Origin of the sequence: Longispora sp. NPDC051575 (genome assembly GCF_040681875.1) — a bacterium.
In the GTDB taxonomy this organism is placed as follows: Bacteria; Actinomycetota; Actinomycetes; order Mycobacteriales; family Micromonosporaceae; genus Longispora.
Genome location: NZ_JBFAZP010000006.1, coordinates 558,082 through 581,645, shown reverse-complemented (window position 1 = coordinate 581,645; position 23,564 = coordinate 558,082). Strand labels below are relative to the sequence as shown.

Sequence of the window (23,564 nt, the reverse complement as noted above, 5' to 3'; positions counted from 1 at the left end):
AAAAGGGGCCACCCGATCGCCGGGCGGCCCCTTTCCTGTGTCCTGCTACCGGCCCCGGGTCGCCCCGCGCGGCGGCTTCATGTTCTTCGGGATCGGACCCTTCGGCATCGCCGGCCGGCCCGCGCCGAGCGCCGTCAGCCGGGTCTCCAGGGCGTTGACCTGCTTGCCCGTGATGTTGCGGGGCAGCTTCATCATCGACATCCGCAGCTTGCGCAGCGGGACGGTGTCCGCCTCGTTGCCGACGATGAAGTCGTAGACCGGGGTGTCGCCGACGACCCGGCCGAGCTTCTTCTTCTCCTGGGCGAGCATGCTCTTCAGCCGCGCCGGGGCGCCCTCGGCGACCAGGATCACGCCGGGCCGGCCGATCACCCGGTGCACGAAGTCGTTCTGCGTGGTGAGCTGCACGGCCGGGGTCACCCGCCAGTCGCCGCGCATCATCTCCAGGATCTGGGCGGCCGCCCCGGGCTGGCCCTCGGCCTCGGCCATCATGGCCGTGTTGGACCGCAGGTTCAGCACGAGCATCACGCCCAGCAGCGCGAGCAGGACGCCCGTCGGCGCCCACAGCCACGAGTCCAACAGCCACACGAGCAGACCCGCGATGAGTACGGGGACGAGCACCGCGACGGCGACGAGCGGAACGAACAGCTTGTCGCGCTTCGCGGTGAACGCGAAGACCATCCCGATCTGCTTCAACCGGTCGCGGAGGGAAACTTTTTGGGTTTGTGGGGCCTTGGCCATGCCGAGAGTCTAGTTCCCGATCACGGAGCGGGTGAGGTGGCCCGGGGCCGCTACAGTCTCGGGCGTGAATCACCCGCCACCGCCCTATGGATATCCGCCTCCGTACCCGGTTTATCCGGGCCGGCCGCCGCGCCGCCGGTCCCGGGCCAGCGGCAGCGTGCTGCTGCCCATCCTCGGCGTCAGCCTGGCGGCCCTCGGCGTGCTCGCCCTGCCGTGGAGCGAGGGCGTCTGGATCTACGACATCATCGGCGAGGTCAGCGCGGAGACCCGCCCCGGCGTCGGCCTGTCCTACGCGGTCGCGTTCGCCATCCCGTCGCTGTTCTTCGGCGCGATGCTCGCCTTCGCCGCGAATCTGGACTCGGCCGTCCTGCGCTGGCTGAACTTCGGCATCGGCGCGGTCATCGTCTGCGGGTTCGGCGGGCTGGCCATGTTCGTCTCGGGCGTGGGCGAGGCGGTGGTGGCCTCCAGCGGCAGCGAGTACTCCACCAACGGCGCCGTCACCGGGATCATCGCCGGGGTCACGATCATCTGGTTCCTGCTGCTGCTCGGCTTCGCGTTCATCCGGGGGCTGGCGCTGCGGATCATCGGCGGCCTGATGCTGCTGGGGTACGCGCTGTTCGCCGCCCTGGCCATCACGGACCTGTACGCGGACGGCTCGGCGGACCCGTACCCGTGGGCGTTCCTGCCGGCCCTCGGGTGGCTGCTGTGCGCGATCGGCGCCTTCAGTGGCCCCAAGTACTACTACGCCTGAGTGGGTGGGGCCCGCGGAGGATGGCGACGCGCGTCCGCCCCGCCCTCAGCGGGCCAAGGCGTCAGATCAAAAACGAGAGCCGGAGCGCATGCGCTCCGGCTCTCGTGTAGCTAGGTGGTTCAGGACGTGACGCGCGCGTCCAGCGCCTGCTGGAACAGCCGCCCGGCCCGGTAGCTCGACCGGACCAGCGGCCCGGACATGACCCCGGCGAAGCCCATCTGCAGGGCCTCCTCCTGGAGCTCGACGAACTCCTCCGGCTTCACCCACCGGGTGACCGGGTGGTGCTTCGGCGACGGCCGCAGGTACTGCGTGATCGTGATCAGCTCGCACCCGGCGTCCACGAGGTCGCGGAGCGCCTGGGTGATCTCCTCGCGCTCCTCGCCCATGCCCAGGATCAGGTTGGACTTGGTGACCAGGCCGGCCTTGCGCGCCTCGGTGATGACGCTCAACGAGCGGTCGTACCGGAACGCGGGGCGGATCCGCTTGAAGATCCGGGGCACGGTCTCCAGGTTGTGCGCGAGCACCTCGGGCCGGCTGTCGAAGACCTCGGCCAGCTGGTCGGGCTTCGCGTTGAAGTCGGGGATCAGCAGCTCGACACCGCAGCCGGGCATGAGCTGGTGGATCTGGCGGACGGTCTCCGCGTACAGCCAGGCGCCGCCGTCGGGCAGGTCGTCGCGGGCCACACCGGTGATCGTCGCGTACTTGAGTTCCATCTGGGCGACGGACTCGGCCACCCGGCGGGGCTCGTCGGCGTCGAAGTCGGCCGGCTTCCCGGTGTCGATCTGACAGAAGTCACATCGCCGGGTGCACTGGTCGCCACCGATGAGGAACGTGGCCTCCCGGTCCTCCCAGCACTCGTAGATGTTGGGACAGCCGGCCTCCTGGCAGACTGTGTGCAGGCCCTCACGCGTGACAAGATTGCGAATCTGGGTGTACTCGGGACCCATCTTCGCCTTGATCTTGATCCACGGAGGCTTGCGCTCGATCGGGGTCTCGGCGTTACGGGCCTCGACCCTCAAAAGGCGTCGTCCTTCTGGGCTCACCACAGTCACGTCGGTCAGCCTACGCCCGGCCAACCCCCACCTGAACGGGCGTGTTACCGGGCTCACCACGGCGTGTCTTATGTCCTTGACAACACTCCGCGTCCGTTCGCTACTCTCTGTGGCGCAGGGTGCCAGCGACTGACAACCGCCCCTGGCCCTGCCGTCCGGCCCACGCACGGGCCGACTGAGGCCGCCACGAGGCGGCGAAGGTGTGGTGGTACCGCGAAGCGCCCCATCGCCCACACCTCCGGGGAGTAGTTCCCACAGGAGGTGTCATGCAACGCGTTCTCTCGTCCCAACTCGCCGCCCACGTGGGCCAGCGGGTCAGGATCGCCGGCTGGACCCATCGCCGCAGAGTACTCAAATCAGTCGCTTTCCTCATTGTTCGGGACCGTGAGGGCCTCGCCCAGGTGGTCGTGACCACCCCGGGCGCGCTCGACGGGTTCGGCGAGGAGACCGTGGTCGGGGTCGTCGGCACGGTCACCGCGAACCCGTCCGCCCCGGGCGGCGTGGAGCTCACCGAGCCGGAGATCGAGCTGCTGTCGGAGCCCGTCCGCGAGCTGCCGGTGGAGCTGTTCCGGCCCGAGTTGGGCGTCACCCTCCCGACGCTTCTCGACCATGCCGCCGTCACCCTCCGTCATCCCGGCCGTCAGCGGATCTTCGAGCTGTCGGCGGCCGCGATCCGGGGTTTCCGGCGGGTGCTGGACGCCCAGGGCTACACCGAGGTCTGCACGCCCAAGATCGTCGGCTCGGCGACCGAGTCCGGCGCGAGCGTTTTCAAGATCGACTACTTCGGGGGTACGGCCTACCTCGCCCAGTCGCCCCAGTTCTACAAGCAGACGATGGTCGGCGTGTTCGAACGCGTCTACGAGATCGGCCCGGTCTTCCGCGCCGAGCCGCACGACACGTCCCGCCACCTGGCCGAGTACGTCTCGCTCGACGTCGAGCTGGGCTTCATCCAGGACCATCGCGAGGTGATGGCCGTCCTGCGCGACGTCGTCGCCGGCATGGTCGCCGAGGCCGACGGGCTCGGCTTCGACCTGCCCAAGGTGCCCGCCGAGATCCCGGTCCTGCACTTCTCGGAGGCCCTGGCCATCGCGGGCGCGGACCCGTCGGAGCAGGACCTTTCCCCGGCCGACGAGCGCGCCGTGGGGGAGTGGGGCCTGCGCGAACACGGCTCGGACTTCGTGTTCGTCGAGGGCTACCCGACCCTCAAGCGCGCCTTCTACACCCACCCGGAGCCGGGCCGGGCCCCGTACTCGCGGGGCTTCGACCTGCTCTTCCGGGGTCTGGAGCTGGTCAGTGGCGCCCAACGCCTGCACAAGTACGCCGACTACGTCGCCACCCTGGCCGAACGCGGCGCGGACCCGGCCCCGTACGAGAGCTACCTGGAGGTGTTCCGCCTCGGGATGCCCCCGCACGGCGGGTTCGCGATCGGGCTCGAACGGTTCGTGATGCAGCTGATCGGCGCGTCCAACATCCGCGAGGTCACCCTGTTCCCGAGGGACCTGCACCGCGTGACGCCGTAGCCGGACGGTGGTGGTGGCGGCCCGGATTTCCCGGGGTCGCCACCACCGCTGACCGGGACGCGGCCGGTGGTCGGGGAGCGCGCGGCCCGCTCCGGGGCCGGGAGGCGCCCCGTGGCCGGGTCAGAACCGCCAGCCGCGCGTGACCGACCGCAGCCCGGCCCGCGCCGGACCGGCCAGGTCGGCGGCGATCGAGCGGACCAGGGGCACGGCCAGGTAGACGAACGCGACGGCGATGTACACGATCGCCACCCAGCCCCGCCAGTCCGGCCCCTGGTGGAACACGAGCGGGTACCACAGCGCGGAGAACTCGGGCGTGTAGTGGCAGAAGGCCTCGTACGCCATCGTGTCCCGCGAGCACTGTTCCGGGTACGCGGCCGAGATGAACGCCGCCCCGCACACCGCCACCCAGCACGACAGCGCCCACGCGCCCAGCGTCAGGAGCCGCACCCACAGCGCGGCGCCGAGGTCCCAGAGCCGCACGGCCAGCGCCAGGGACGCGGGCAGCGAGGCGAACAGCAGGAACCTCGGGCCCCAGGTCAGGCCGCCGTACCAGGCCCACCAGGGCGCGTACACCAGGATCAGGCCGGCGAGGAAGAGCAGCCACCAGCCGTACAACCGGAACAGGGTCGTGTCGGGGGACAGGGTGAAGCGGCGCATGGCGGACCGCACCGGCAGCAGCAGGCCGGGGGCGAAGAACACCAGGCCCTTGCCGAAGGAGAGCAGCAGGGACAGCAGGCCGAGGAAGAACGGATAGCTGAAACCGGGCAGTCCGGAGTACGGCATGATCGTCCGGTAGCCGGCGTTGCCCTCGTAGCCGCTGGCGAACGGGGAGCCGCGCCGCGCCCAGCTCTCGGCCAGCATCAGCGCGGCGGCGGCGACCAGCACCAGCGCGTACCGCAGCCGCCGGGTCTCCAGGCCGCGCCGGGCCAGCACCAGGCCCAGCCCGAGGGCCGCCGCCGGGGTGTTGACGACGCCGAGCACGGCGGCCGTCCAGCCGAAGGCGATCCCGGCGCGCACGGCCACCGCGACCAGGCCGATCCCGACGCCCATCGACGTGTACACCTCGGCGTTGAAGCCGGTGACGTGCGCCGAGTACATCGAGCCGGCGATCAGGACCAGGAAGAACCGGCGGAGCAGCGCCCCGGGCAGGTGGTCGCGGAGCAGCAGCCACGCGGCGAGCAGCCCCAGGGCGAACAGCAGCGTGTTGTACGCCTGGGTCCACGCCGCCGCGTGCCCGAGCAGGTGGCCGATGAGGAACAACTGGCCGGAGAACAGGGGGCCGACCAGCGAGTACTCGTTGCCGATCAGGTCGCCGCGCAGCACCAGGGCGGTCAGCGCCTCGTACCGCTTGGAGGCGTCGCCGCCGATGTTGTGCGGCAGGACGAACAGGAACCCCGCTAGACCGAGGACGATGAGGACCGTCTCGGTGACCGCCAGGATCCGCGTGCGCCGCATTCTTTGAGAATCTAGGGCAGCAGCATGCCCAGGTGGCGTTCCACGACGGGCAACACTTCGGAAACTGTCACGTCCCGCCCCAGTTCCTGGGTGAGGGAGGTGACACCGGCGTCGCGGATGCCGCACGGCACGATCTTGTCGAAGGCCGTCATGTCCGGGTCGCAGTTGATCGAGAACCCGTGCTGGGTGACCCCGGAGGCGACCCGGATCCCGATCGCGGCGAGCTTGCGGTCGGGGCCGCGCTCGTCCTCGAGCACCCAGACGGCGCCCCGGCGTTCCTTGCGCTCGGAGATGGTCGCGGTGGCCACGCCGAACTCGGCGAACACGGCGACGAGCATGGCCTCGACCCGGTGCACGTACGCGATCACGTCGAGCCGGGTGTCGAGCTTCATGATCGGGTACCCCACGAGCTGGCCGGGGCCGTGCCAGGTGATCTTGCCGCCCCGGTCCACGTCGATCACGGGGGTGCCGTCCACGGGGCGGTCCCAGGGCTCGGTGCGCTTGCCCGCCGTGTACACGCTGGGGTGTTCCAGCAGCAGGATCGTGTCGGGGGTCGAGCCCGCGACCACGGCGTCGTGGATCCGGCGCTGCTCGTCCCACGCGGTCATGTAGTCCACGACCCCGGCGCGGACCACGGTTATCGGCGCTGTCTGTGTCACGGACGAAGCCTATCGCGCGCCACCGCCAGTCCATTATCTGTACAACTCGGCACGTCTAACCGTTCCGTCCCGGGGGGCGTGCTTGTACATTTACATGCATGACTGCCTGACCCGGACCGGGGGCAGGTGAGCGTCGGCGGGTGGTGGCACACAGGTGCCGTCGACGCGATCCGGAGAGGAGTGCTGCGTAACTTTTGTCCGGCTGGTACGTTCCTTATTGAAAATGGGTATCACTACCGGAGTACACAATGAAGATCGCCTTCGTGGGGAAGGGCGGCAGCGGCAAGACCACCCTGGCCGCGCTCTTTTCCCGCTACCTCGCCCACACCGGAGCACCGACCCTCGCCATCGACGCCGACATCAACCAGCACCTCGCCGCGGCCCTCGGGTCCACGGAGGAGGAGGCCGTGATGCTCCCGGCGATGGGCGACGCGCTACCCGACATCAAGGAGTACCTGCGGGGCGACAACCCCCGGATCAGTTCCGCCGCCGCCATGGTCAAGACCACCCCGCCCGGGCGTGGCTCGCGACTCCTGCGGATCTCCGAGGACAACCCGGTCTATGACTCACTCGCCCGCGCTGTCGGGGGCGTACGGCTCATGGTCACCGGACCGTTCGCGACGGAGGACCTCGGGGTGGCCTGCTACCACTCGAAGGTCGGCGCCGTCGAACTCGTGCTCAACCACCTCGTCGACGGGGCCGGGGAGTACGTGGTCGTCGACATGACCGCCGGGGCCGACTCCTTCGCGTCGGGGCTGTTCACCCGGTTCGACCGGACCTTCCTGGTCTGCGAACCGACCCAGCGCAGCGTCGGCGTGTACCGGCAGTACGCCGGCTACGCCCGCGAGTACGGCGTGCGCGTCGACGTCGTCGGCAACAAGGTCGAGGACGCCTCGGACGTCGAGTTCCTCCGCGAGAACGTCGGCGGGGACCTGCTCGGCTGGCTCGGCCGCTCCCCGTACGTCAAGTCCGCCGAACGCGGCCACCCCCAGCCCATCGAGTCCCTGGAGGAGGCCAACCGCGCCGTCCTCGCCCGACTCAAGGGCGCGGTGGACGCGACGGAGAAGGACTGGGCGCGCTACAGCGACCAGGCCACCGAGTTCCACCTGCGCAACGCCTCGGCCTGGGCCAACGCGAAGACCGGCGAGGACCTGGCACACCAGATCGACCCGGACTTCGTCCTGGGTTTCACCGTCAACGAACGATAAGGAGCACGTTATGTCCCTTGATGTCCCCGCCGCCCTGCTCGAGCGCGCCGAGTCCGGCGCGGTCACCGACGCGGAGTTCGTCGACTGTGTCCGGGTCTCCCTGCCCTACGCGTGGGAAATCGTCAGCGGCGTCGTCGCCGACCTCGGGCTCAGCGAGGCCGAGATGGCCGACCACGAGATCCCGCCGCCGAGCGAGGCCGAGCGCGGCCAGCTGCTGCGCGCCCTGGCCTCCGACGCGATCCGGGGCGGCCTGGAGCGGCACTTCGGCGTGAAGCTGGCGTTCCAGAACTGCCACCGGGTCGCCGCCTTCCGGCCGTCCGCCGTGGACGGTGCCCGGTACCAGGCGTTCGTCTCGCCGCGCGGCCAGCTGCTCAACCAGTCGCCGGAGCTCCGTGACTGCTGATCGTCCGTCCACCCCGGGGGCCGTCCCCGGGGTGGACATCTTTCTGCTGGCCGGGCAGTTTCCCGGCCAGAGCGCGCGGGACGCCCTCGACAACTGCGTCCGCTACGCGCTCGCGGCCGAGCGGGCCGGCTTCGGCGGCGTGTGGCTGGCAGAACACCACTTCATCCGGTACGGCCGGTGCGCCTCCGCCCCCGCCCTCGCCGGCTACCTGCTGGGCCGCACGTGCACGATCGCCCTCGGCGCCGCCGCCGCGATCCTGTCCAACCGGCACCCGGTCGCGCTCGCCGAGGAGGCGCTGCTGCTCGACGCGGTGTCCGGGGGGCGGTTCCGGTTGGGGGTGGCCCGGGGTGGGCCGTGGGTCGACCTGGAGGTGTTCGGCACCGGACTGGCCCGGTACGAGCGCGGGTTCCCCGAGGCGCTGGACGTGCTGCTCGACGCGCTCGGCGGGAAGGTGGCCGCAGCGGGTGAGTTCTTCGACTTCCGGCCGGTGGACCTGGGGCTGTCGGTGGGCGGGGGAGTGGCCGGGGCGGGTGCTGTGAGGGGGACCGCCGGAGTGGCCGGGGTCGCCGGGGCGGGTGCCGTGGCCCGGGAGGGTGCGGTGGCCCGGGAGGGTGCGGTGGCCCGGGCGGGTGGCGCGCCGGTGTGGGTCGCGGCCACCTCGCCGGGGACCGTGGCGCTGGCGGCGGCGCGGGGACTGCCGCTGCTGCTCGGCGTACACGACGATGATCTTTCGAAGGTCGCTCTTCTGGAGTACTACCGCGCGGCCGGTGGGCCCGACGACGCCCCGCACGCGTCGGCGCACCTGGTCGGGGACCCGAACCTGCTGCGGAAGTCCATGCCGGGCTGGCTGGCGTCCACGGCCGACTATGTCCGCCTGGTGCCCGGCACCGGACGTGATCCGGCGGCGTACCTGGAGCACCTGCTGGCGATCAGTCCGGTGGGGACGGCGGAGGAGTGCGCGGCGCGGCTCCGGGCGAGCGCGGCCGTGACAGGGGTGCGCAGGCAGCTGCTGCTCGTCGAGGGCGCGGGCGCGCCATCAACCGTTCTGGCGACCATCGAATCCCTCGGTTCATTGCTTTCTTCGAATTGATCCGATACTCAGGCAATCGCCGAGTTGTAGAATCGCGGTGTCAGGTCACATTTCTCGTGCACGCGAATCGAGATGACGATGACCGCGATCGGAATACGGCACGTTGTCGTGCTGTCCTGCGCCGCACTGCTCAGTATGGGATTCGCCGCGCAGGCTGTCGCCACAGCCGCGAATCAGCCCTCGGCCGCCGTCGCCGCGCCAGCGGCGACCAAGGCCCCAGCTCAGCCGCCACCCAGCATCGGCACGCCGGTCAGGGACGGCAAGTTCGAGTTCGTCGTCAAGAAGGTCGAATGCGGAGTGGGCGAGGTCGGCGGCGAATATCTCAACAAGCGGGCCCAGGGGCAGTTCTGTCTGGTGACCCTTTCTGTGAAGAACATCGGAAACAAGCCCCAGACGATGTCCGACAGCAACCAGAAGGGATTCGGAGCGAACAACGCGCGCTATTCAACCGACTCCTCCGCCAGCCTCTACGCCAATTCCGATGGCGACTCGGTGTGGTACACGGAAATCAATCCGGGCAACGAGGTCGCCGGAGTCATCGTCTTCGACATTCCCAAGGACGGCCAACTGCTGAGCCTGGAACTGCACGACTCGCTGTTCTCCGGCGGAGTCAAGGTCAAGCTCCAGTAGGTCCCGAGTCGCCCAAAGCCCAGTGCAGCGCGGACGGCAGCGTCGTGTGCTCGAACGTGTAGCCGGCCGTCGTCAGGGCCTCCGGCATCGCCCGCTGGCCGGTCAGCACCTCGGAGCTGAACTCGCCCAGTACCAGTCGGAGCCCCACCGACGGGGCGGGCAGCACCGCCGGCCGGTGCAGCGCGGCGGCCAGCTCCTTCGTGAACTCGGCGTTCGTGACGGGGGCCGGGCCGACCATGTTGACCGGGCCGTGTACCGCCGCGTCCAGCAGGAACGTGGCCGCGCCCAGCCAGTCCGCCAACGTGATCCACGGCATGTACTGCTTCCCCGAACCCAATCGGCCCCCGACCCCGGCCCGGAACAGCGGCAACATCCGGGGCAGCAGCCCGCCGTCCCCCGACAGCACCAGCCCGGTCCGCAGGTGCGCCACCCGCACGCCCGCGTCCTCGGCCGGCCGGGTCGCCGCCTCCCAGGCCCGGCACACCTCCTGGAGGAAGCCCTCGCCGAGCGGGGAGTCCTCGGTGACCAGCCGGTCGCCGGTGTCGCCGTAGAAGCCGATCCCGGAGGCGCTGAGCATCACCTTCGGCGGCACGGGGGCGGCGGCCACGGCGCGGGCCAGCACGGCCGTCGGCTCGACCCGGCTGTGCCGGATGGTGTGCTTGTAGGAGCGGCTCCACCGGCGGTCGCCCACGCCGGCGCCGGACAGGTTCACCACCGCGTCGGGGGTGCCGAGGTCGAGCACCTCCGCGTACGGGTCCCAGCGCGACTCGTCGGGCGCCTGCACCGGCCGGCGGACCAGCCGGGTCACCTCGTGGCCGTGCGCCGTGAGGTGGTGTGACAGGGCCGTGCCGAGGAAACCGGACGCGCCGGACATGAGTACCCGCATGCGGCCCATTGTCGCACCGCCCGACCGGGACCGGACCGTCTCCGGCCAGGCCGGACCGTCCCCGCCGGGCTAGCGGACGGGTTCGGACTCCACGACGCTGGTGCCCGAGCCCTCGCGCGACTCCCACGCCCACTCCTCGTGCAACCGGAGCCGGCCGTCGGGGAGCGCCTCCACGCGGGCCACGCAGTGTCCGGCGTCGGTGCGGCCGTCGGTGGTCAGCTGGCTGTACCGGAAGTCCAGGGTGTCGCCGTCGCGGGTGCCGACCAGGTGGCCCAGGCGGATCGAGCCGCCCGAGTAGCGGGCCCAGACGAGATCGCCGTCCTGGTGGTACTCGAAAACGGTGTCCGTGCCGACGTCGCCGCCGACCACGTCCGCCACGGCCCGGAACACCCGCCCGTCAAGATCCATCATCCGAGCATAGAGAAGCGGCGGGCCCCGTGGGACCCCGAGCACGCGGAAGCGGCGGGTCCGGTGGGACCCCGAGCACGCGGAAGCGGCGGGCCCCGAGTGGGACCCGCCGCTTTCCGTGGTTCAGGTGGCACGGCGGGTGTGCCGCCGTGCCAGGTTCGGGAGCGGACCCCCGAGCCGGGTACTACAGACCGAGGTCCGCCTCGAAGTTGCCGGCCTCCAGCCGCTCCTTCATGGTCACCAGGAACCGGGCCGCGTCCGCGCCGTCCACCAGGCGGTGGTCGTAGGACAGGGCCAGGTACACCATCGACCGGGGCACGATGATCTCGCCCAGGTCCGGGTCGGTCACGACGACGGCGCGCTTGACGACGGCGCCGGTGCCGAGGATCGCCGACTGCGGCTGGTTGATGATCGGCGTGTCGAACAGCGCGCCCCGGCTACCCGTGTTGGTCAGCGTGAACGTGCCGCCGGACAGTTCGTCCGGGGTGACCTTGTTGGAGCGGGTCCGCTCCGCGATGTCGGCGATCCGGCGCGCGAACCCGGCGAGGTTCAGGTCGCCCGCGTTCTTGACCACCGGGACCATGAGGCCCTTCTCGGTGTCCACGGCCATGCCGAGGTGCTCGGCCTCCGGGTACGTGATGGTGCCGGCGGCCTCGTCGATCTTGGCGTTGACGACCGGGTGGATCTGGAGCGCCTCGACGGCGGCCAGCGAGAAGAACGGCAGGAACGACAGCTTCACGCCGTGCCGGGCCTGGAACTCGGCCTTGGCCTGCTGGCGCAGCTTGGCGATCCGGGTGACGTCCACCTCGACGACCGTGGTGAGCTGGGCCGCGACCTGCAGGGACTCGACCATCCGCTTCGCGACGAGCGCGCGCAGCCGCGACATCTTGACCGTGCTGCCCCGCAGCGGGCTGGGGGCGGCGACGGGCTTGGACGCCTGGGTACCGGCGGCCGGCGCGGCGACAGCGGCTGCCACCGGGGCCGGCGCGTTGGCCTTGGCCTTCTCGATCGCGTCCTGCACGTCCTGCTTGCGGATCCGGCCGCCGACGCCGGTGCCCGACAGCGACGCCAGGTCGATGCCGTGCTCGCCGGCCAGCTTGCGGACCAGCGGGGTGACGTAGCCGTTGTTGCTCTCGTCCGCGCCGTTCTGCGCGGCGGGCGCGGGCCGGGCCGGAGCCGGAGCGGACGCGGCGGGAGCAGCCGGAGCGGCCGGAGCCGGGGTGGCCGCGACCGGGGCCGGGGCGACCGGGGCGGGCTGGACCGGAGCCGGCGCCACGGGGGCCGGAGCCACCGGGGCGGGCGCGACCGGCGCCGGGGTGGCGACCACCGGGGCGGGCGCGGGAGCCGCCGGAGCGGGGGCGGCCGGAGCGGCACCCGCCGCGCCGATGACGGCGAGCACGGAGCCGACCGGCACCGTCTCGTCCTCCTCGACGCGGATCTCCAGCACCGTGCCGGCGACCGGCGACGGGATCTCGGTGTCGACCTTGTCCGTGGAGACCTCGAGCAGCGGCTCGTCGGCCTCGACGGTCTCGCCGACCAGCTTCAGCCAGCGGGTGACCGTGCCCTCGGTGACGGACTCGCCGAGCAGCGGCATCGTGACCTCGGTGCCCTGCGCCGGAGCGGCGGGGGCGGCCGGGGCCGCGGGAGCCGGGGCGGCGACCGGCGCGGGGGCCGCGGCCGGGGCCGGGGCCTCCGCCACGGGGGCCGGGGCGGCAGCGGCGGGGGCCGCCGGGGCGGCCTCGACCGTCTCGCCGTCCCCGGCGATCACAGCGAGCTCGGCGCCGACGGGGACGGTCTCGTCCTCGGCGACGACGATACGGGCGACAACCCCGGCGACCGGGGAGGGAATCTCGGTGTCGACCTTGTCGGTGGACACCTCGAGCAGCGGCTCGTCGGCCTCTACCCGCTCCCCCTCCTGCTTCAACCAGCGGGTGATGGTGCCCTCGGTGACACTCTCACCGAGAGCGGGCATGGTTACCGAGACCGGCATCTCGTTCGACTCCCTCGTAAGGTTCTTCTCTTAGGCGTGCGCGTGCAGGGGCTTGCCGGCCAGGGCCAGGAAGGCCTCGCCGAGCGCCTCGTTCTGGGTCGGGTGACCGTGGACGAGCTGGGCGACCTCGGCCGGGTACGCCTCCCAGTTGTAGATCAGCTGGGCCTCGCCGATGAGCTCGCCGACCCGGGCGCCCACCATGTGGATACCCACGACGGGGCCGTCGGTCACGCGTACCAACTTGATGAAGCCCTGGGTCTTGAGGATCTGGCTCTTGCCGTTGCCGCCGAGGTTGTAGTTGTACGTCTCGATCTTGTCCGAGCCGTACCGCTCCTTGGCCTTGTCCTCGTTGAGGCCCATCGAGGCGACCTCGGGGTCCGAGTAGGTGACGCGCGGGATGCCCGACTCGTCGATCACCGGCGGGTTGAGGCCCGCGATGTCCTCGGCCACGAAGATGCCCTGCTGGAAGCCGCGGTGCGCGAGCTGCAGGCCGGGGACGATGTCGCCGACCGCGTACACCCCCGCGACGTTGGTCTTGAGGCGCTCGTCGGTGAGGACGAAGCCGCGGTCCATGGTGATGCCCTGGGCCTCGTACCCGATGTTCGCGGTGGCCGGACCACGCCCGACGGCGACGAGCAGCAGCTCGGCCTCGAGGGTCTCGCCGCCCGCGATCGTCACCTTCACGCCGGTGGCGGTCTTCTCGAGCTTCTCGAACGGCTTGCCGACCTTGAAGCCGATGCCGCGCTTGCGGAAGGTCCGCTCGAGCTGCTTGGAGATGTCCGGGTCCTCGGCGGCCACGAGCCGGGGCAGGGCCTCGACGATGGTGACCTCGGCGCCCAGCGACTTCCACGCGGAGGCGAACTCGACGCCGATGACGCCGCCGCCCAGCACGATCGCGGAGGTCGGGACCTTCTGGAGGTTCAGCGCGTGCTCGGAGGCGAGGACCTTCTCGCCGTCGAGGTCCAGACCGGGGATCGTCTTCGAGTACGACCCGGTGGCGAGCACGATGTTCTTGCCGGTGACCCGGCGGCCGGCGACCTCGATCGTGTTCGGCGCGACCAGCGTGCCGGCGCCCTCGATGTAGTCGATCTTCGAGGACTTGATCAGACCCTGCAGGCCCTTGTACAGCTTGGCGACGACGTCGTCCTTGTACTTGTTGACGCCGGGCATGTCCACGCCCTCGAGGGTGGCCTTGATGCCGAAGTCCTCGGAGTGCCGCGCGGAGTCGGCGATCTCACCGGCGTGCAGCAGCGCCTTGGTCGGGATGCAGCCACGGTGCAGACACGTGCCGCCGACCTTGTCCTTCTCGATCAGTGCCACGGTCAGGCCGAGCTGAGCGGCACGCAACGCGCACGCGTAGCCCCCGCTGCCGCCGCCGAGGATTACTACGTCGTAACCGTCGCTCACGTGATCTCCTAGAAGACTCAGCAGTTCCGTGGTCATCTTGTCACTTCAGGGTGCGTCCCCGCATAGCGACCCGTGGGTTCCTGTGCCCAAGCACACGTTTCCCGGGCGCGGCGCCGGGTGGCGCGTCGTGGTTGCCGAGGCGGCGGGGCCGCTGGACGATATATGGCGCGCGGTCGATTCGGCGGTAGGCTTTCCGGCACGGACGAGAGAGGAAACAGCGGTGGGGTGGTTTCGGCGGAACCGCAAGCCCGACGGGGACCGGATGGCCGACAAGGCCGCGGTCAACGCCGACCTGACGCACCTGCGCGAGTGGGCGCGGTCCCGGCAGGGCGTCGAGGCGTACCTGGAGCCGAGGACCACCGTCACGGAGACCACCGTCATGCTGATCGCCCACGACGGTGAGTGGACCCGTCGGCGGGTGACCGGGCCCGACGCGGCCGGCCGGCTCGCCAACGAACTCGCCATCCCGCTGTACGAGGTGACGAAGGTCGGGTATCCGGGCCGGATGCGGGAGTTCAACGCGCGGCGCAAGGCCCAGGGCCTGTAGGAGGCCCCGGGCCGTGCTGCGGGGACTAGCCGTTGCGCGCGATGTCCTCGACGCTCTCGATCAGCGTCCGGACCGGCACGCCCGTGCCGCCCTTGGCGATGTAGCCGTACGGCTCGCCCGAGTGGTAGGACGGGCCCGCCACGTCGATGTGCGCGAACTCGACGCCCTCGGTGACGAAGGCCGACAGGAAGATGCCGCCCTGCAGCATGTGGCCACCCCGGTCCATACCCGCCGAAACCTGGAGGATGTCGGCGATGTCGGACTCCATGTTCTTCTTGATGTCGTCCGGCAGCGGCATCGTCCAGCCCTGCTCGCCGACCCGGTCGCCGGCCGCCTGGACCCGCGCGCACAGCTCGGGGGTACCCATCAGGCCGTGCACCCGCTTGCCGAGCGAGATGACCTGGCCGCCGGTGAGCGTGGACGTCTCCAGCAGGTACTGCGGCCCGTCCTCGCAGGCCCGCGCGATGGCGTCGCCCAGGATCATCCGGCCCTCGGCGTCGGTGTTGAGCACCTCGACCTTCGTGCCGCCGTACATGGTGACGATGTCGCCCGGCCGGTACGCCGTACCCGAAGCCATGTTCTCCGCCATCGGCGTGTAGGCGACGACCTCGACCTTGGGCTTGAGCGCGGCGATCGCGATCATCGTGGCGATCACGGCGGCCGCCCCGCCCATGTCGCTCTTCATCTCCCACATGCCGGCGGCCGGCTTGATGGACACGCCGCCGGTGTCGAAGGTGATGCCCTTGCCGACCAGCGCGATCTTCTTCTTCGCCGACTTGTGCTTGTAGGAGATCCGGACCAGGCGCGGCTTGGCCTCCGAGCCCTCGCCGACGGCCAGGATGCCGCCGTAGCCGCCCTTGCGCAGCGCCTTCTCGTCGAGCACCTCGACCTCGAGGCCGGCCTTCTTCGCGGCCGCGGTCGCCAGGTCGGCGAACGACGGCGGGCGCAGCTCGTTCGGGGCGGTGTTCACCAGGTCGCGGGCCAGCGCCACGGCGTCGGTGACGATCACGGCCCGCTTCAGCTCGGCCTTGGCCTCCTTGTCGGCGGCGTCGGTGACGAGCACGGTGACCTGCGAGACCGTGGCCTTGGGGGCCGGCTTGGACTTGTAGCCGGCGAACCGGTACGCGCCGAGCAGCGCGCCCTCCGCGACCGCGCGCAGTCCGCCGTCCTCCTCCGACAGGCCCGGCAGGGCCAGGGCGACCTTCGCGGTACCGGTCAGGGCGCGCACGGCGGCACCGGCGGCCCGGCGCAGCGTCTCGGCCGGGGCCGGGCCGGCGGTGCCGAGGCCGACCGCGACGACGACCGGGGCGGTGGTCGCGCCGAGCGACGCGAGCTTGGTGACCTCACCGACGGCACCGGTCGCGCCCAGCAGGGCGAAGGTGGCGGCCAGCTTGCCGTCGAACGCGGCGTCGACGCCCTCGGCGCCCTGGGCGAGGAGAGGAGCCGCCGCGGGGTCCGCGTCGCTGTACACACCGACGACGATCGCGTCGACGGGAAGTTCTGCCGGGTCGGTGTCGGCGAGGGCGAGCGTGGTCACACGATGCTCCGTTGCGGTCGGTGGGTAACGATTTCCCTGCCGATGCTAACCAGGTCTGGACTCGCGATAAGTTGCAACCATGACAGAACAGCTCCTGCGCTCACCCCTGCACGACCGGCATGTCGCCCTTGGTGCGAAGTTCGCACCCTTTGGTGGCTGGGAGATGCCGTTGGAGTACGCCGGAGGGGGTGTCCTCAAGGAGCACTCCGCGGTCCGGGAGTCCGTGGGTGTGTTCGACGTCTCCCACCTGGGCAAGGCCACCGTGACCGGGCCGGGCGCGGCGGACTTCGTCAACCGGTGTCTCACGAACGACCTGAACCGGATCGCCCCCGGCAAGGCGCAGTACACCCTGTGTTGTGACGACGCCACCGGCGGCGTGGTCGACGACCTGATCGCGTACCTGTACGGGCCCGAGCACGTCTTCCTGATCCCGAACGCGTCGAACACCACCGAGGTCGTCCGCCGGCTCGTCGAGGCCGCGCCCGAGGGGATCTCGATCGTCAACCAGCACCCCGACTACGCGGTGCTCGCCGTGCAGGGGCCGCGCTCCACGGAGCTGCTGGAGAAGCTGGGCCTGCCCACGGACCACGAGTACATGTCGTTCGAGACCGCCAAGCTGGGCGGCGCGGAGCTGACCGTGTGCCGGACCGGCTACACCGGCGAGCACGGCTACGAGCTGGTCGTGCCGGCCGCGCAGGCCGCCGAGGTGTGGGACGCCCTGTTCGGCACCGACATCGAGGTCCGGGCCGCAGGCCTGGCCGCCCGCGACACGCTGCGCACCGAGATGGGCTACCCGCTGCACGGCCAGGACCTCTCCCTGGAGATCTCCCCGGTGCAGGCCCGGGCCGGCTGGGCCGTGGGCTGGAAGAAGGCGGAGTTCTGGGGCCGCGAGGCGCTGCTGGCCGAGAAGGCCGCGCCGCAGCGGGTGCTGTGGGGCGTGCTGGCCACCGACCGGGGCATCCCGCGCGCGCACATGACCGTGCTGCGGCCCGGCACCGACGAGGTCGTCGGCGAGGTCACCAGCGGCACGTTCTCCCCGACGAAGAAGATCGGCATCGGGCTGGCCCTGATCTCGACCGCCTCCGGGCTGACCGAGGGCGACCAGGTCGAGCTCGACGTCCGGGGCCGCCGGTCCGTGGTCACCATCGTCAAGCCGCCGTTCGTGACCGCGTCGACCAAGTAGCCATGGCGACGTTCGCGCAGGTCCGGGAGCTGGCGCTCGCGCTGCCCTCGGCGGTGGAGGAGCCGACCTGGGGGGACGTGACCTTCAGGGTCAACGGCAAGATCTTCGCCATCACGGGTACGGAGTCCGCGCACGTCTCCGTGAAGGCCTCCAAGGAGGACCAGGCGGAGCTGATCGCGTCCGATCCGGAGACCTACTCGTTCGCGCCGTACGTGGGCCGGTTCGGCTGGGTGCTCGTCCAGCTGGCCGGCGTCGGGGCCGACGACCTGCGGGACCTGTTGACGGAGGCGTGGCGGCGGACCGCGCCGAAGAAGCTGGTCAAGGAGTTCGACGCGGCATAACGCGGAGCTGCACGCGGCTCGGGGGCGGTTTCCGGAATCCGGGGACCGCCCCCGACGTGTGGTGGGCGGTCCGGGGCTCAGCGCGCGGTGAGGAAACTGGTGACGATCTGGGCGATGCTGGTCACGAGGGTGGCCACGACGGCGATGATCGCGATCCGCTGGTCGAGTGTGCGCTCCGACCAGCGGAGCCGGGCTCGCGGTCGTGCCGGGGCGACGGGGTCGGCCGGCGTCGCCGGTGGCCCCGGCGACCACGTACGGGCCGGGCGCGCGGGACCGGCCGGCGGCGCGGGCTCCGGTGGCCGCCACCCGGTCGGAGTCGCGAGCGGGCTCGTCCGGGCCGGTCCCTGGGCCGGGGGCGGCAGAGGTGAGGTGGGCAGGCCCAGGATCACCGGGGTGCCGGTGTACTCCTCCGCCGGAGCCGCCTGGCCGAGCCGCATCGCGAGCCGCCGGTAGCCGGTGCCGGCCAGGAAGCCCACCGCCCCGCCGATGGCGACGATCAGGAACACCGAAACGGTCACGAGCTGGTCCAGCAGGAAGCTGACGCCGCCCCCGGCGAGCGCTGGCAGCACCCACAGCGGCCAGGACGGTCCGGTGTACACGAGGCTCCCGGGCTTCGCGACGGCGCGCCGGTCCAGCCATTCCGCGGTCCGCATCACCAGGTGGACCGGGATCCACAGTGCGACGGCGGTCGCCAGCGGCAGCCAGACGTTCCAGCGGCCGACCCCGGAGGGGTCCTCGGGCGCCCAGGAGACGGCGGAGACGAAGACGGCGAAGGACGCCTGCCGGAGAATCCGGCCGCCGCCGTCGCTCTCGTGGGCGGAGACCACGCCGAGACCGAGCAGCGCGCCCACCAGGCCCAGGTAGAAGAAGAAGGCCGCCCCGTAGAGCAGGTCGGCGCTCGTCGCGCCGCGCGCGAGGTCGTCGGCCTCGGCACCGTTGAAGCCGTCCCAGTACAGACCCAGGCCGAGCAGGACGGCGAGCCCGCTGATCCCGGCTCCCCAGGCTGCCACCACCGCGCCGCGATCGCTCACAACCTCCATTGTGGGCCGGGTCAGGTGTCCCGGGCCAGCCCAATACCGGTCGATCTCCGACTGGTCGTCGGCCCGGGGAGGTCGCGGCCCGGAAGGTCCCGGTTCGCCGCCGTGCCGTGGACGGCGTGGCTAGTGCGCGGCCCAGGCCAGGCCGATGAGGGTCGCCGTGGCGGCGAGTTCCACGCACGCGCCGAACACGTCCCCGGTGACCCCGCCGAACCGGCGCACCGCGTGCCGGGTCAGCACCGCCGCCGCCAGCAGCGCGACGGCCACGGCGAGGGGACCCTGCCAGGGCCGGTCGGTGGCCCGGACGGCTGCCGCCGCGACCAGCAGGGTGAGGCCTCCGGCGGACACCCACGAGGTGGTACCGGCGACCAGCGCGCCCAGCCCCGACGGCCGCGCGGCGGGCACCCCGGTCCGGCAGGCCCAGGTCACCGCGAGCCGCCCGGTGGCCGTGGCCACGACCAGCGCCGGGAGTACGTGGGCCGTGGGCAGGGCGGACACGGCGGCCACCTGGGCGAGCAGGGTCAGCACGACGGCCGCCACCCCGAACGGCCCCACGTCCGGCTTCTTCATGATCTCCAGCGCCCGGTCGGCCCCCGCGTACGAGCCCAGGCCGTCCACGGTGTCCGCCAGCCCGTCGAGGTGCAGTCCCCGGCTGAGCAGCGCGCCGAGCGCGACGACGAGGACGGCCCCCAGGAGCGCCGGGGCGTGCGCGAGCCGCAGACCCAGGGCCGCACCGCCCAGGACCGCCCCGAGGGCCGCACCGACCAGTGGGGCCCACCGCATGGCCGCCCCGGCGGTGGCCCGGTCGACCCGGCCGCCCCGGACCGGGGCGACCGTGAAGGTGGTGACCGCCAACCGCAACCCGTCGAGCACCGCCACACCTCCCCGCCCCGTACCCGTCGCATCCGGACCCTGTCGCGTCACCGGCCCGGCGGCCGCGCGTTCCACCCCGGCGTGCCCGGCGTGCCCGGCGTGCCCGGCGTGCCCGGCGTGCCCGGCGTGCCCGGCGTGCCCGGCGTGCCCGGCGTGCCCGGCGTTACTCCGTGGCGTCCCCGGCTTCCTCTGCGGGCTCGACGTCGCTGGTCAGGGCGGCGGCCAGGGCCAGGGCCGTCTGGGCCAGGGGCAGGGCCGCCAGCGCGTTCGCCCCCTCGCCCAGGCCGAGCTTGAGGTCCAGGACGGGGTACAACCCGAGGACGTCCGCGCCCAGCTTGACGGTCGGGTGGCCGCCGTGGTCGAGGAGCAGCAGCCAGTGCCGGGTCTGGCCGGCGATGTCCCGGGCGAGCAGCCCGGCGGTGACGCCCAGCGGCCCGTCCAGGACGACCGGGGTGCGCCGGGTGGCGGCGGCCAGGATCACGCCGGTCGCGACGGCCAGCTCGGTGCCGCCGATCGCGGCGAGCAGGCTGCGCGGGTCGCGGGCGGCGGCCCGGATCCGGCGGAGGGCGTCGCGCGCCGTGGCGGCGCGGGTCATCCAGCCGTTGTCGTCGACCTGGCCGTCGGCGGTGCTGAGCCGGGCCAGCAGGGCCGGGGGCTCGGCGCCGGTGAGCAGGGAGACGATCGCGGCGGCGGGCGTGCCGGCGTCGGTCAGGGTGCCCAGGACCAGCAGGTCCGCGCCGCCGTCGACGGCCCGGTCGGCGAGTACCCGGCCGTGGTCGATGGCCGCCGCGACCTGCTCGGCGGTCAGGACGTCGGCGTGCACCGGGTCGCCCTCGTCGGCGGTCAGCTCCACGACCTCCAGGTGGACGCCGGCCCGGTCGGCGAGCAGCGGGTACACGCCCTCGCCGGCCGCCGGGCGCGGGTCGCCGGTGGAGTTGAGCAGGACGAGCCGCACGTCGGAGTACTCCACCGGGGCGGACGTGCCCTGCTGGCCCCCCGCGACGGCGACCGTGTCGGCGAGCCCGCCCAGCCCGGGGCCGGCCACCTCCAGGGTGCCGAGCCGCTCCCGGGCGGCCTCGCGGGCGTCCTCGTCGGGCATGCCCATCGAGGTCGGGTCGAACGGGTCGGGCAGCTCGGTCAGTTCGACGCCGGACACGACGACGCCGGGCGTGGCGCGGGTCCGGACCGGGGCGGTGCGGATCCGCCGGTTGAGGGTGGCCCGGTCGGGCGGGGTGCCCTTCAGCCACACCGGCGCCCCGGCGACGACGAGCACGACCCCGTCGCAGACCTCGGCGAGCCGGCGGTTGAGCACGCCCAGCGCGTCGGTGAACCTCCGGCCGGACTCGGTGGCCGGCACGACGGTCAGCCCGACCTCGGGGGAGACCAGGACCAGCGGGCCCCGGCGGGCGGCCACGGCGGCGACGAGCGGGTCGGGGTCGACCTCGCCCTCCCAGCCGGTGGCGTCGTAGGAGGCGGTCAGCCAGGCGCCGAGGTCGTCCACGAGCAGCGCGGCCTCGCCGGTCAGCCGGTCGGTGAGGTCCGCGCCCACCTCCTCGGTGGTCCAGTGCTCGGGACGCCGCTCGGTGTGCGCCTTGATCCGGTCCGCCCAGGCGGCGTCGTCGCGGCTCGGGCCGGTGGCCAGGTACGTCACGCGGGGGGCGCCGGTCAGCAGCGCCTCGGCGTACTCCGACTTGCCCGAGCGGATGCCGCCGAGCACGAGTACCCGTCCGAATGCCTCAGTCATAACTTCGCATCCTGCCACCTGTTTTCGGGCTACGGGGCACGGGTCCACGCCCGCTAGGCTTGCGATCTACGGTCACCGGGAGCGAAGGGGTACGCAATGGCGTGGATCTGGCGGTACGAGGACGCTGACGGACAGCCGGTGGACGGTCCGGGCGAGACGTTTCCGAACCAGGGCGACGCCGAGTCATGGCTGGGGCAGCAGTGGCGCGACCTGGCGGCGACCGGGGCGGCGAGCGTGGTCCTGGTCGAGGACGAGCGCGTGGAGTACCGGATGAGCCTCCTGTCGTGAACTACCAGCTCGGGGCCCGTCGGGAGCACTTCCGGCCCAGCCCGGTCTTCGTCGCCCTGCTGGCCGTCACCCTGGCCGGCGGCGCGATGGCCTACCTCGGCTACGGCAGCGTCAAGTTCGACGTGTTCCTGCTGGTCATCGGCGGCTGGCTGGTCTCGCTGTGCCTGCACGAGTTCGCGCACGCCTTCACGGCCTACCGTGGCGGGGACCATTCGGTGGCGGCGCGCGGGTATCTGACGCTCAACCCGCTCAAGTACACCCATGTATTGCTTTCCATAGTTCTGCCGCTTTTGTTCGTGCTGCTCGGCGGGATCGGCCTGCCCGGCGGCGCGGTGTGGATCGACCGGGGCGCGGTGCGCGGGCGGCTGCGCCGGAGCCTGATCAGCGCCGTCGGGCCCGCGGTGAACATCGTGTTCGGGTTGGCGCTGGCCGCGCCGTTCTGGTTCGACCCCTACCCGGACGAACACCGGGCGTTCTGGGCCGGGCTCGCGTTCCTCGGGTTCCTGCAGTTCACGGCGGGTCTGCTCAACCTGCTGCCCATCCCGGGCCTCGACGGCTACGGCATCATCCAGGAATATCTCCCGCACGACTGGCGCAGCGCCCTGGACAAGGCCCAGCCCTGGGGCATGCTGTTCGTGTTCGCGCTCCTGTGGTGGCCGCCGGGTGGCGCGGTGTTCTTCAGAATCGTCTACTTCCTGTGCGAGCTGGTGGGACTCCCCAGGGACTTCGTCGGCGCCGGCAGCGCCCTGATCCGGTTCTGGCAGTAGTCCGCGAGCTAGGGTCGGGCCTATGGAATTTCGTCATCTCGGCCGGTCAGGCCTCCTCGTCAGTGAGATCTCCTACGGCAACTGGATCACCCACGGCTCCCAGGTCGAGGAGGACGCGGCGCTCGCCTGTGTCCGTGCGGCCCTGGAGGAGGGCATCACGACCTACGACACCGCCGACGTGTACGCGGGCACCCGCGCGGAGGCGGTGCTCGGCCGCGCGCTGAAGGACGAACGCCGCGAGGGCCTGGAGATCTTCACCAAGGTGTACTGGCCCACCGGCGACGGCCCGAACGACCGGGGCCTGTCCCGCAAGCACATCATGGAGTCGATCAACGGCTCCCTCAAGCGGCTCGGCACCGACTACGTGGACCTCTACCAGGCCCACCGCTACGACTACGCCACCCCGCTCGAAGAGACGATGGTCGCGTTCGCCGACGTCGTCCGGCAGGGCAAGGCCCTCTACATCGGGGTCTCCGAGTGGCGCGCCGAGGAGATCCGCGAGGCCGCCGCGCTCGCCAAGGAGCTGAGGATCCAGCTCGTGTCGAGCCAGCCGCAGTACAACATGCTGTGGCGGGTCATCGAGGCCGAGGTCATTCCGACGTCGGAGGAGCTGGGCCTGTCCCAGATCGTCTGGTCGCCGATCCGCCAGGGCCTGCTCACCGGCAAGTACCTGCCGGGCCAGCCCCCGCCGGCCGGCTCCCGTGCCACGGACGAGAAGTCCGGCGCGCACTTCATGAGCAACCTGATCTCCGACGAGGAGACCCTGACCCGGGTCCAGCTCCTCAAGCCGCTCGCCGAGGCCGCCGGGCTGACCATGGCCCAGCTCGCCGTCGCCTGGGTGCTGCAGAACCCGAACGTCGCGTCCGCGATCGTCGGGGCGTCCCGGCCGGAGCAGGTCCGCGACAACGTGAAGGCGGCCGGGGTCACGCTCGACGTGGAGCTGTTGAAGCAGATCGACGAGGTGCTGGAGCCGGTGATCGAGCGGGACCCGGCGAAGACCACCTCGCCGGCGGCGCGGCCGTAGGTTTCGCGCGGGAGGCCGTCGCCGCG

Annotated in this window: 24 protein-coding genes; 12 read left to right on the top strand and 12 right to left on the bottom strand. The window is 71.8% G+C overall.

Features of this window, described 5'->3' with window-relative positions; translation table 11 throughout:
• Nucleotides 1-45: 45 nt before the first annotated feature.
• Nucleotides 46-738 carry a DUF4191 domain-containing protein gene (locus AB0M43_RS20220; RefSeq protein ID WP_363726767.1) on the bottom strand — a complete coding sequence of 231 codons (693 nt, stop codon included), beginning with the start codon at nt 736-738 and terminating at the stop codon, nt 46-48.
• 64 nt (nt 739-802) lie between these two features.
• Between AB0M43_RS20220 and AB0M43_RS20215 the strand changes: the two genes are divergently transcribed.
• Nucleotides 803-1,489 (top strand): hypothetical protein, encoded by a 687-nt coding sequence (locus AB0M43_RS20215; protein ID WP_363726765.1) that lies wholly within the window; start codon nt 803-805, stop codon nt 1,487-1,489.
• Nucleotides 1,490-1,608: 119 nt separating this feature from the next.
• Here AB0M43_RS20215 and lipA read toward each other — a convergent pair whose 3' ends face one another.
• On the bottom strand, nt 1,609-2,541 hold the full coding sequence (lipA, locus tag AB0M43_RS20210; RefSeq protein WP_363726763.1) for a lipoyl synthase: 933 nt from the start codon (nt 2,539-2,541) through the stop codon (nt 1,609-1,611).
• Nucleotides 2,542-2,807: 266 nt separating this feature from the next.
• Here lipA and aspS point away from each other — a divergent pair, with 266 nt between their 5' ends.
• Entirely contained in the window at nt 2,808-4,061 is a 1,254-nt protein-coding gene (gene aspS, locus AB0M43_RS20205; protein WP_363726762.1) for an aspartate--tRNA(Asn) ligase, read from the top strand.
• A 120-nt stretch (nt 4,062-4,181) separates the two neighbouring features.
• Here aspS and AB0M43_RS20200 read toward each other — a convergent pair whose 3' ends face one another.
• On the bottom strand, nt 4,182-5,516 hold the full coding sequence (locus AB0M43_RS20200; RefSeq protein WP_363726760.1) for a hypothetical protein: 1,335 nt from the start codon (nt 5,514-5,516) through the stop codon (nt 4,182-4,184).
• 11 nt (nt 5,517-5,527) lie between these two features.
• Complete coding sequence (lipB, locus tag AB0M43_RS20195) at nt 5,528-6,175, bottom strand: lipoyl(octanoyl) transferase LipB (protein WP_363726758.1); 648 nt, start codon at nt 6,173-6,175, stop codon at nt 5,528-5,530.
• 248 nt (nt 6,176-6,423) lie between these two features.
• Here lipB and AB0M43_RS20190 point away from each other — a divergent pair, with 248 nt between their 5' ends.
• The 4 genes from AB0M43_RS20190 (at nt 6,424) to AB0M43_RS20175 (ending at nt 9,506) form a co-directional block, all read left to right on the top strand.
• On the top strand, nt 6,424-7,383 hold the full coding sequence (locus AB0M43_RS20190; protein WP_363726756.1) for an ATP-binding protein: 960 nt from the start codon (nt 6,424-6,426) through the stop codon (nt 7,381-7,383).
• Between the two features lie 10 nt (nt 7,384-7,393).
• A complete protein-coding gene (locus AB0M43_RS20185; RefSeq protein WP_363726755.1) occupies nt 7,394-7,786 on the top strand; it encodes an SCO5389 family protein in 393 nt (130 codons plus the stop codon).
• Nucleotides 7,776-8,876, top strand: coding sequence for an LLM class flavin-dependent oxidoreductase (locus AB0M43_RS20180; protein WP_363726753.1), 1,101 nt, complete (start codon nt 7,776-7,778; stop codon nt 8,874-8,876). The genes AB0M43_RS20185 and AB0M43_RS20180 overlap by 11 nt, the downstream gene beginning before the upstream one ends.
• A gap of 78 nt (nt 8,877-8,954) precedes the next feature.
• A complete protein-coding gene (locus AB0M43_RS20175) occupies nt 8,955-9,506 on the top strand; it encodes a DUF4352 domain-containing protein (protein WP_363726751.1) in 552 nt (183 codons plus the stop codon).
• Here the strand turns inward: AB0M43_RS20175 and AB0M43_RS20170 are convergent.
• From AB0M43_RS20170 to lpdA, 4 genes are all read right to left on the bottom strand, one after another.
• The gene (locus AB0M43_RS20170; protein WP_363726750.1) at nt 9,493-10,392 is read right to left on the bottom strand and encodes a TIGR01777 family oxidoreductase; all 900 of its coding nucleotides are present in this window, start codon (nt 10,390-10,392) and stop codon (nt 9,493-9,495) included. The genes AB0M43_RS20175 and AB0M43_RS20170 overlap by 14 nt on opposite strands.
• Before the next feature lie 69 nt (nt 10,393-10,461).
• The gene (locus AB0M43_RS20165) at nt 10,462-10,800 is read right to left on the bottom strand and encodes a hypothetical protein (protein ID WP_363726748.1); all 339 of its coding nucleotides are present in this window, start codon (nt 10,798-10,800) and stop codon (nt 10,462-10,464) included.
• 184 nt (nt 10,801-10,984) lie between these two features.
• Nucleotides 10,985-12,790 (bottom strand): 2-oxoglutarate dehydrogenase, E2 component, dihydrolipoamide succinyltransferase, encoded by a 1,806-nt coding sequence (gene sucB, locus AB0M43_RS20160; RefSeq protein WP_363726746.1) that lies wholly within the window; start codon nt 12,788-12,790, stop codon nt 10,985-10,987.
• 30 nt (nt 12,791-12,820) lie between these two features.
• Nucleotides 12,821-14,233, bottom strand: a complete 1,413-nt coding sequence (gene lpdA, locus AB0M43_RS20155) for a dihydrolipoyl dehydrogenase (protein ID WP_363726744.1) — start codon at nt 14,231-14,233, stop codon at nt 12,821-12,823.
• A 226-nt stretch (nt 14,234-14,459) separates the two neighbouring features.
• Between lpdA and AB0M43_RS20150 the strand changes: the two genes are divergently transcribed.
• Nucleotides 14,460-14,744 (top strand): hypothetical protein, encoded by a 285-nt coding sequence (locus tag AB0M43_RS20150; RefSeq protein WP_363727003.1) that lies wholly within the window; start codon nt 14,460-14,462, stop codon nt 14,742-14,744.
• 25 nt (nt 14,745-14,769) lie between these two features.
• Here the strand turns inward: AB0M43_RS20150 and AB0M43_RS20145 are convergent, their stop codons facing one another.
• Nucleotides 14,770-16,281 (bottom strand): leucyl aminopeptidase, encoded by a 1,512-nt coding sequence (locus AB0M43_RS20145; RefSeq protein ID WP_363726742.1) that lies wholly within the window; start codon nt 16,279-16,281, stop codon nt 14,770-14,772.
• 79 nt (nt 16,282-16,360) lie between these two features.
• Here AB0M43_RS20145 and gcvT point away from each other — a divergent pair, with 79 nt between their 5' ends.
• Entirely contained in the window at nt 16,361-17,464 is a 1,104-nt protein-coding gene (gcvT, locus tag AB0M43_RS20140; RefSeq protein ID WP_363726740.1) for a glycine cleavage system aminomethyltransferase GcvT, read from the top strand.
• Nucleotides 17,465-17,466: 2 nt separating this feature from the next.
• Complete coding sequence (locus AB0M43_RS20135) at nt 17,467-17,805, top strand: MmcQ/YjbR family DNA-binding protein (protein WP_363726738.1); 339 nt, start codon at nt 17,467-17,469, stop codon at nt 17,803-17,805.
• 77 nt (nt 17,806-17,882) lie between these two features.
• Here the strand turns inward: AB0M43_RS20135 and AB0M43_RS20130 are convergent, their stop codons facing one another.
• The 3 genes from AB0M43_RS20130 to AB0M43_RS20120 form a co-directional block, all read right to left on the bottom strand.
• Nucleotides 17,883-18,836 (bottom strand): hypothetical protein, encoded by a 954-nt coding sequence (locus AB0M43_RS20130; protein WP_363726736.1) that lies wholly within the window; start codon nt 18,834-18,836, stop codon nt 17,883-17,885.
• A gap of 129 nt (nt 18,837-18,965) precedes the next feature.
• Nucleotides 18,966-19,715 carry an adenosylcobinamide-GDP ribazoletransferase gene (locus AB0M43_RS20125; protein ID WP_363726734.1) on the bottom strand — a complete coding sequence of 250 codons (750 nt, stop codon included), beginning with the start codon at nt 19,713-19,715 and terminating at the stop codon, nt 18,966-18,968.
• Between the two features lie 163 nt (nt 19,716-19,878).
• A complete protein-coding gene (locus tag AB0M43_RS20120) occupies nt 19,879-21,459 on the bottom strand; it encodes a bifunctional adenosylcobinamide kinase/adenosylcobinamide-phosphate guanylyltransferase (protein WP_363726732.1) in 1,581 nt (526 codons plus the stop codon).
• 96 nt (nt 21,460-21,555) lie between these two features.
• Between AB0M43_RS20120 and AB0M43_RS20115 the strand changes: the two genes are divergently transcribed.
• From AB0M43_RS20115 to AB0M43_RS20105, 3 genes are all read left to right on the top strand, one after another.
• Nucleotides 21,556-21,747: a hypothetical protein gene (locus AB0M43_RS20115; protein WP_363726730.1), complete on the top strand. Its 192-nt coding sequence runs from the start codon at nt 21,556-21,558 to the stop codon at nt 21,745-21,747.
• A gap of 86 nt (nt 21,748-21,833) precedes the next feature.
• The gene (locus tag AB0M43_RS20110; protein ID WP_363727002.1) at nt 21,834-22,514 is read left to right on the top strand and encodes a site-2 protease family protein; all 681 of its coding nucleotides are present in this window, start codon (nt 21,834-21,836) and stop codon (nt 22,512-22,514) included.
• A 22-nt stretch (nt 22,515-22,536) separates the two neighbouring features.
• Nucleotides 22,537-23,538, top strand: coding sequence for an aldo/keto reductase family protein (locus AB0M43_RS20105; RefSeq protein WP_363726728.1), 1,002 nt, complete (start codon nt 22,537-22,539; stop codon nt 23,536-23,538).
• Nucleotides 23,539-23,564 lie beyond the last annotated feature (26 nt).

What these genes read in the sequence shown, in the direction of transcription:
- AB0M43_RS20190 (WP_363726756.1), top strand. Translation starts at nt 6,424, where the DNA reads ATGAAGATCGCCTTCGTGGGGAAGGGCGGCAGCGGCAAGACCACCCTG.
- AB0M43_RS20150 (WP_363727003.1), top strand. Translation starts at nt 14,460, where the DNA reads ATGGCCGACAAGGCCGCGGTCAACGCCGACCTGACGCACCTGCGCGAG.
- AB0M43_RS20120 (WP_363726732.1), bottom strand. Translation starts at nt 21,459, where the DNA reads ATGACTGAGGCATTCGGACGGGTACTCGTGCTCGGCGGCATCCGCTCG.
- AB0M43_RS20200 (WP_363726760.1), bottom strand. Translation starts at nt 5,516, where the DNA reads ATGCGGCGCACGCGGATCCTGGCGGTCACCGAGACGGTCCTCATCGTC.
- AB0M43_RS20115 (WP_363726730.1), top strand. Translation starts at nt 21,556, where the DNA reads ATGGCGTGGATCTGGCGGTACGAGGACGCTGACGGACAGCCGGTGGAC.
- AB0M43_RS20110 (WP_363727002.1), top strand. Translation starts at nt 21,834, where the DNA reads ATGGCCTACCTCGGCTACGGCAGCGTCAAGTTCGACGTGTTCCTGCTG.
- aspS (WP_363726762.1), top strand. Translation starts at nt 2,808, where the DNA reads ATGCAACGCGTTCTCTCGTCCCAACTCGCCGCCCACGTGGGCCAGCGG.
- gcvT (WP_363726740.1), top strand. Translation starts at nt 16,361, where the DNA reads ATGACAGAACAGCTCCTGCGCTCACCCCTGCACGACCGGCATGTCGCC.
- AB0M43_RS20220 (WP_363726767.1), bottom strand. Translation starts at nt 738, where the DNA reads ATGGCCAAGGCCCCACAAACCCAAAAAGTTTCCCTCCGCGACCGGTTG.
- AB0M43_RS20165 (WP_363726748.1), bottom strand. Translation starts at nt 10,800, where the DNA reads ATGGATCTTGACGGGCGGGTGTTCCGGGCCGTGGCGGACGTGGTCGGC.
- AB0M43_RS20105 (WP_363726728.1), top strand. Translation starts at nt 22,537, where the DNA reads ATGGAATTTCGTCATCTCGGCCGGTCAGGCCTCCTCGTCAGTGAGATC.
- AB0M43_RS20175 (WP_363726751.1), top strand. Translation starts at nt 8,955, where the DNA reads ATGACCGCGATCGGAATACGGCACGTTGTCGTGCTGTCCTGCGCCGCA.
- lpdA (WP_363726744.1), bottom strand. Translation starts at nt 14,233, where the DNA reads ATGACCACGGAACTGCTGAGTCTTCTAGGAGATCACGTGAGCGACGGT.
- AB0M43_RS20170 (WP_363726750.1), bottom strand. Translation starts at nt 10,392, where the DNA reads ATGCGGGTACTCATGTCCGGCGCGTCCGGTTTCCTCGGCACGGCCCTG.
- AB0M43_RS20185 (WP_363726755.1), top strand. Translation starts at nt 7,394, where the DNA reads ATGTCCCTTGATGTCCCCGCCGCCCTGCTCGAGCGCGCCGAGTCCGGC.
- AB0M43_RS20135 (WP_363726738.1), top strand. Translation starts at nt 17,467, where the DNA reads ATGGCGACGTTCGCGCAGGTCCGGGAGCTGGCGCTCGCGCTGCCCTCG.
- sucB (WP_363726746.1), bottom strand. Translation starts at nt 12,790, where the DNA reads ATGCCGGTCTCGGTAACCATGCCCGCTCTCGGTGAGAGTGTCACCGAG.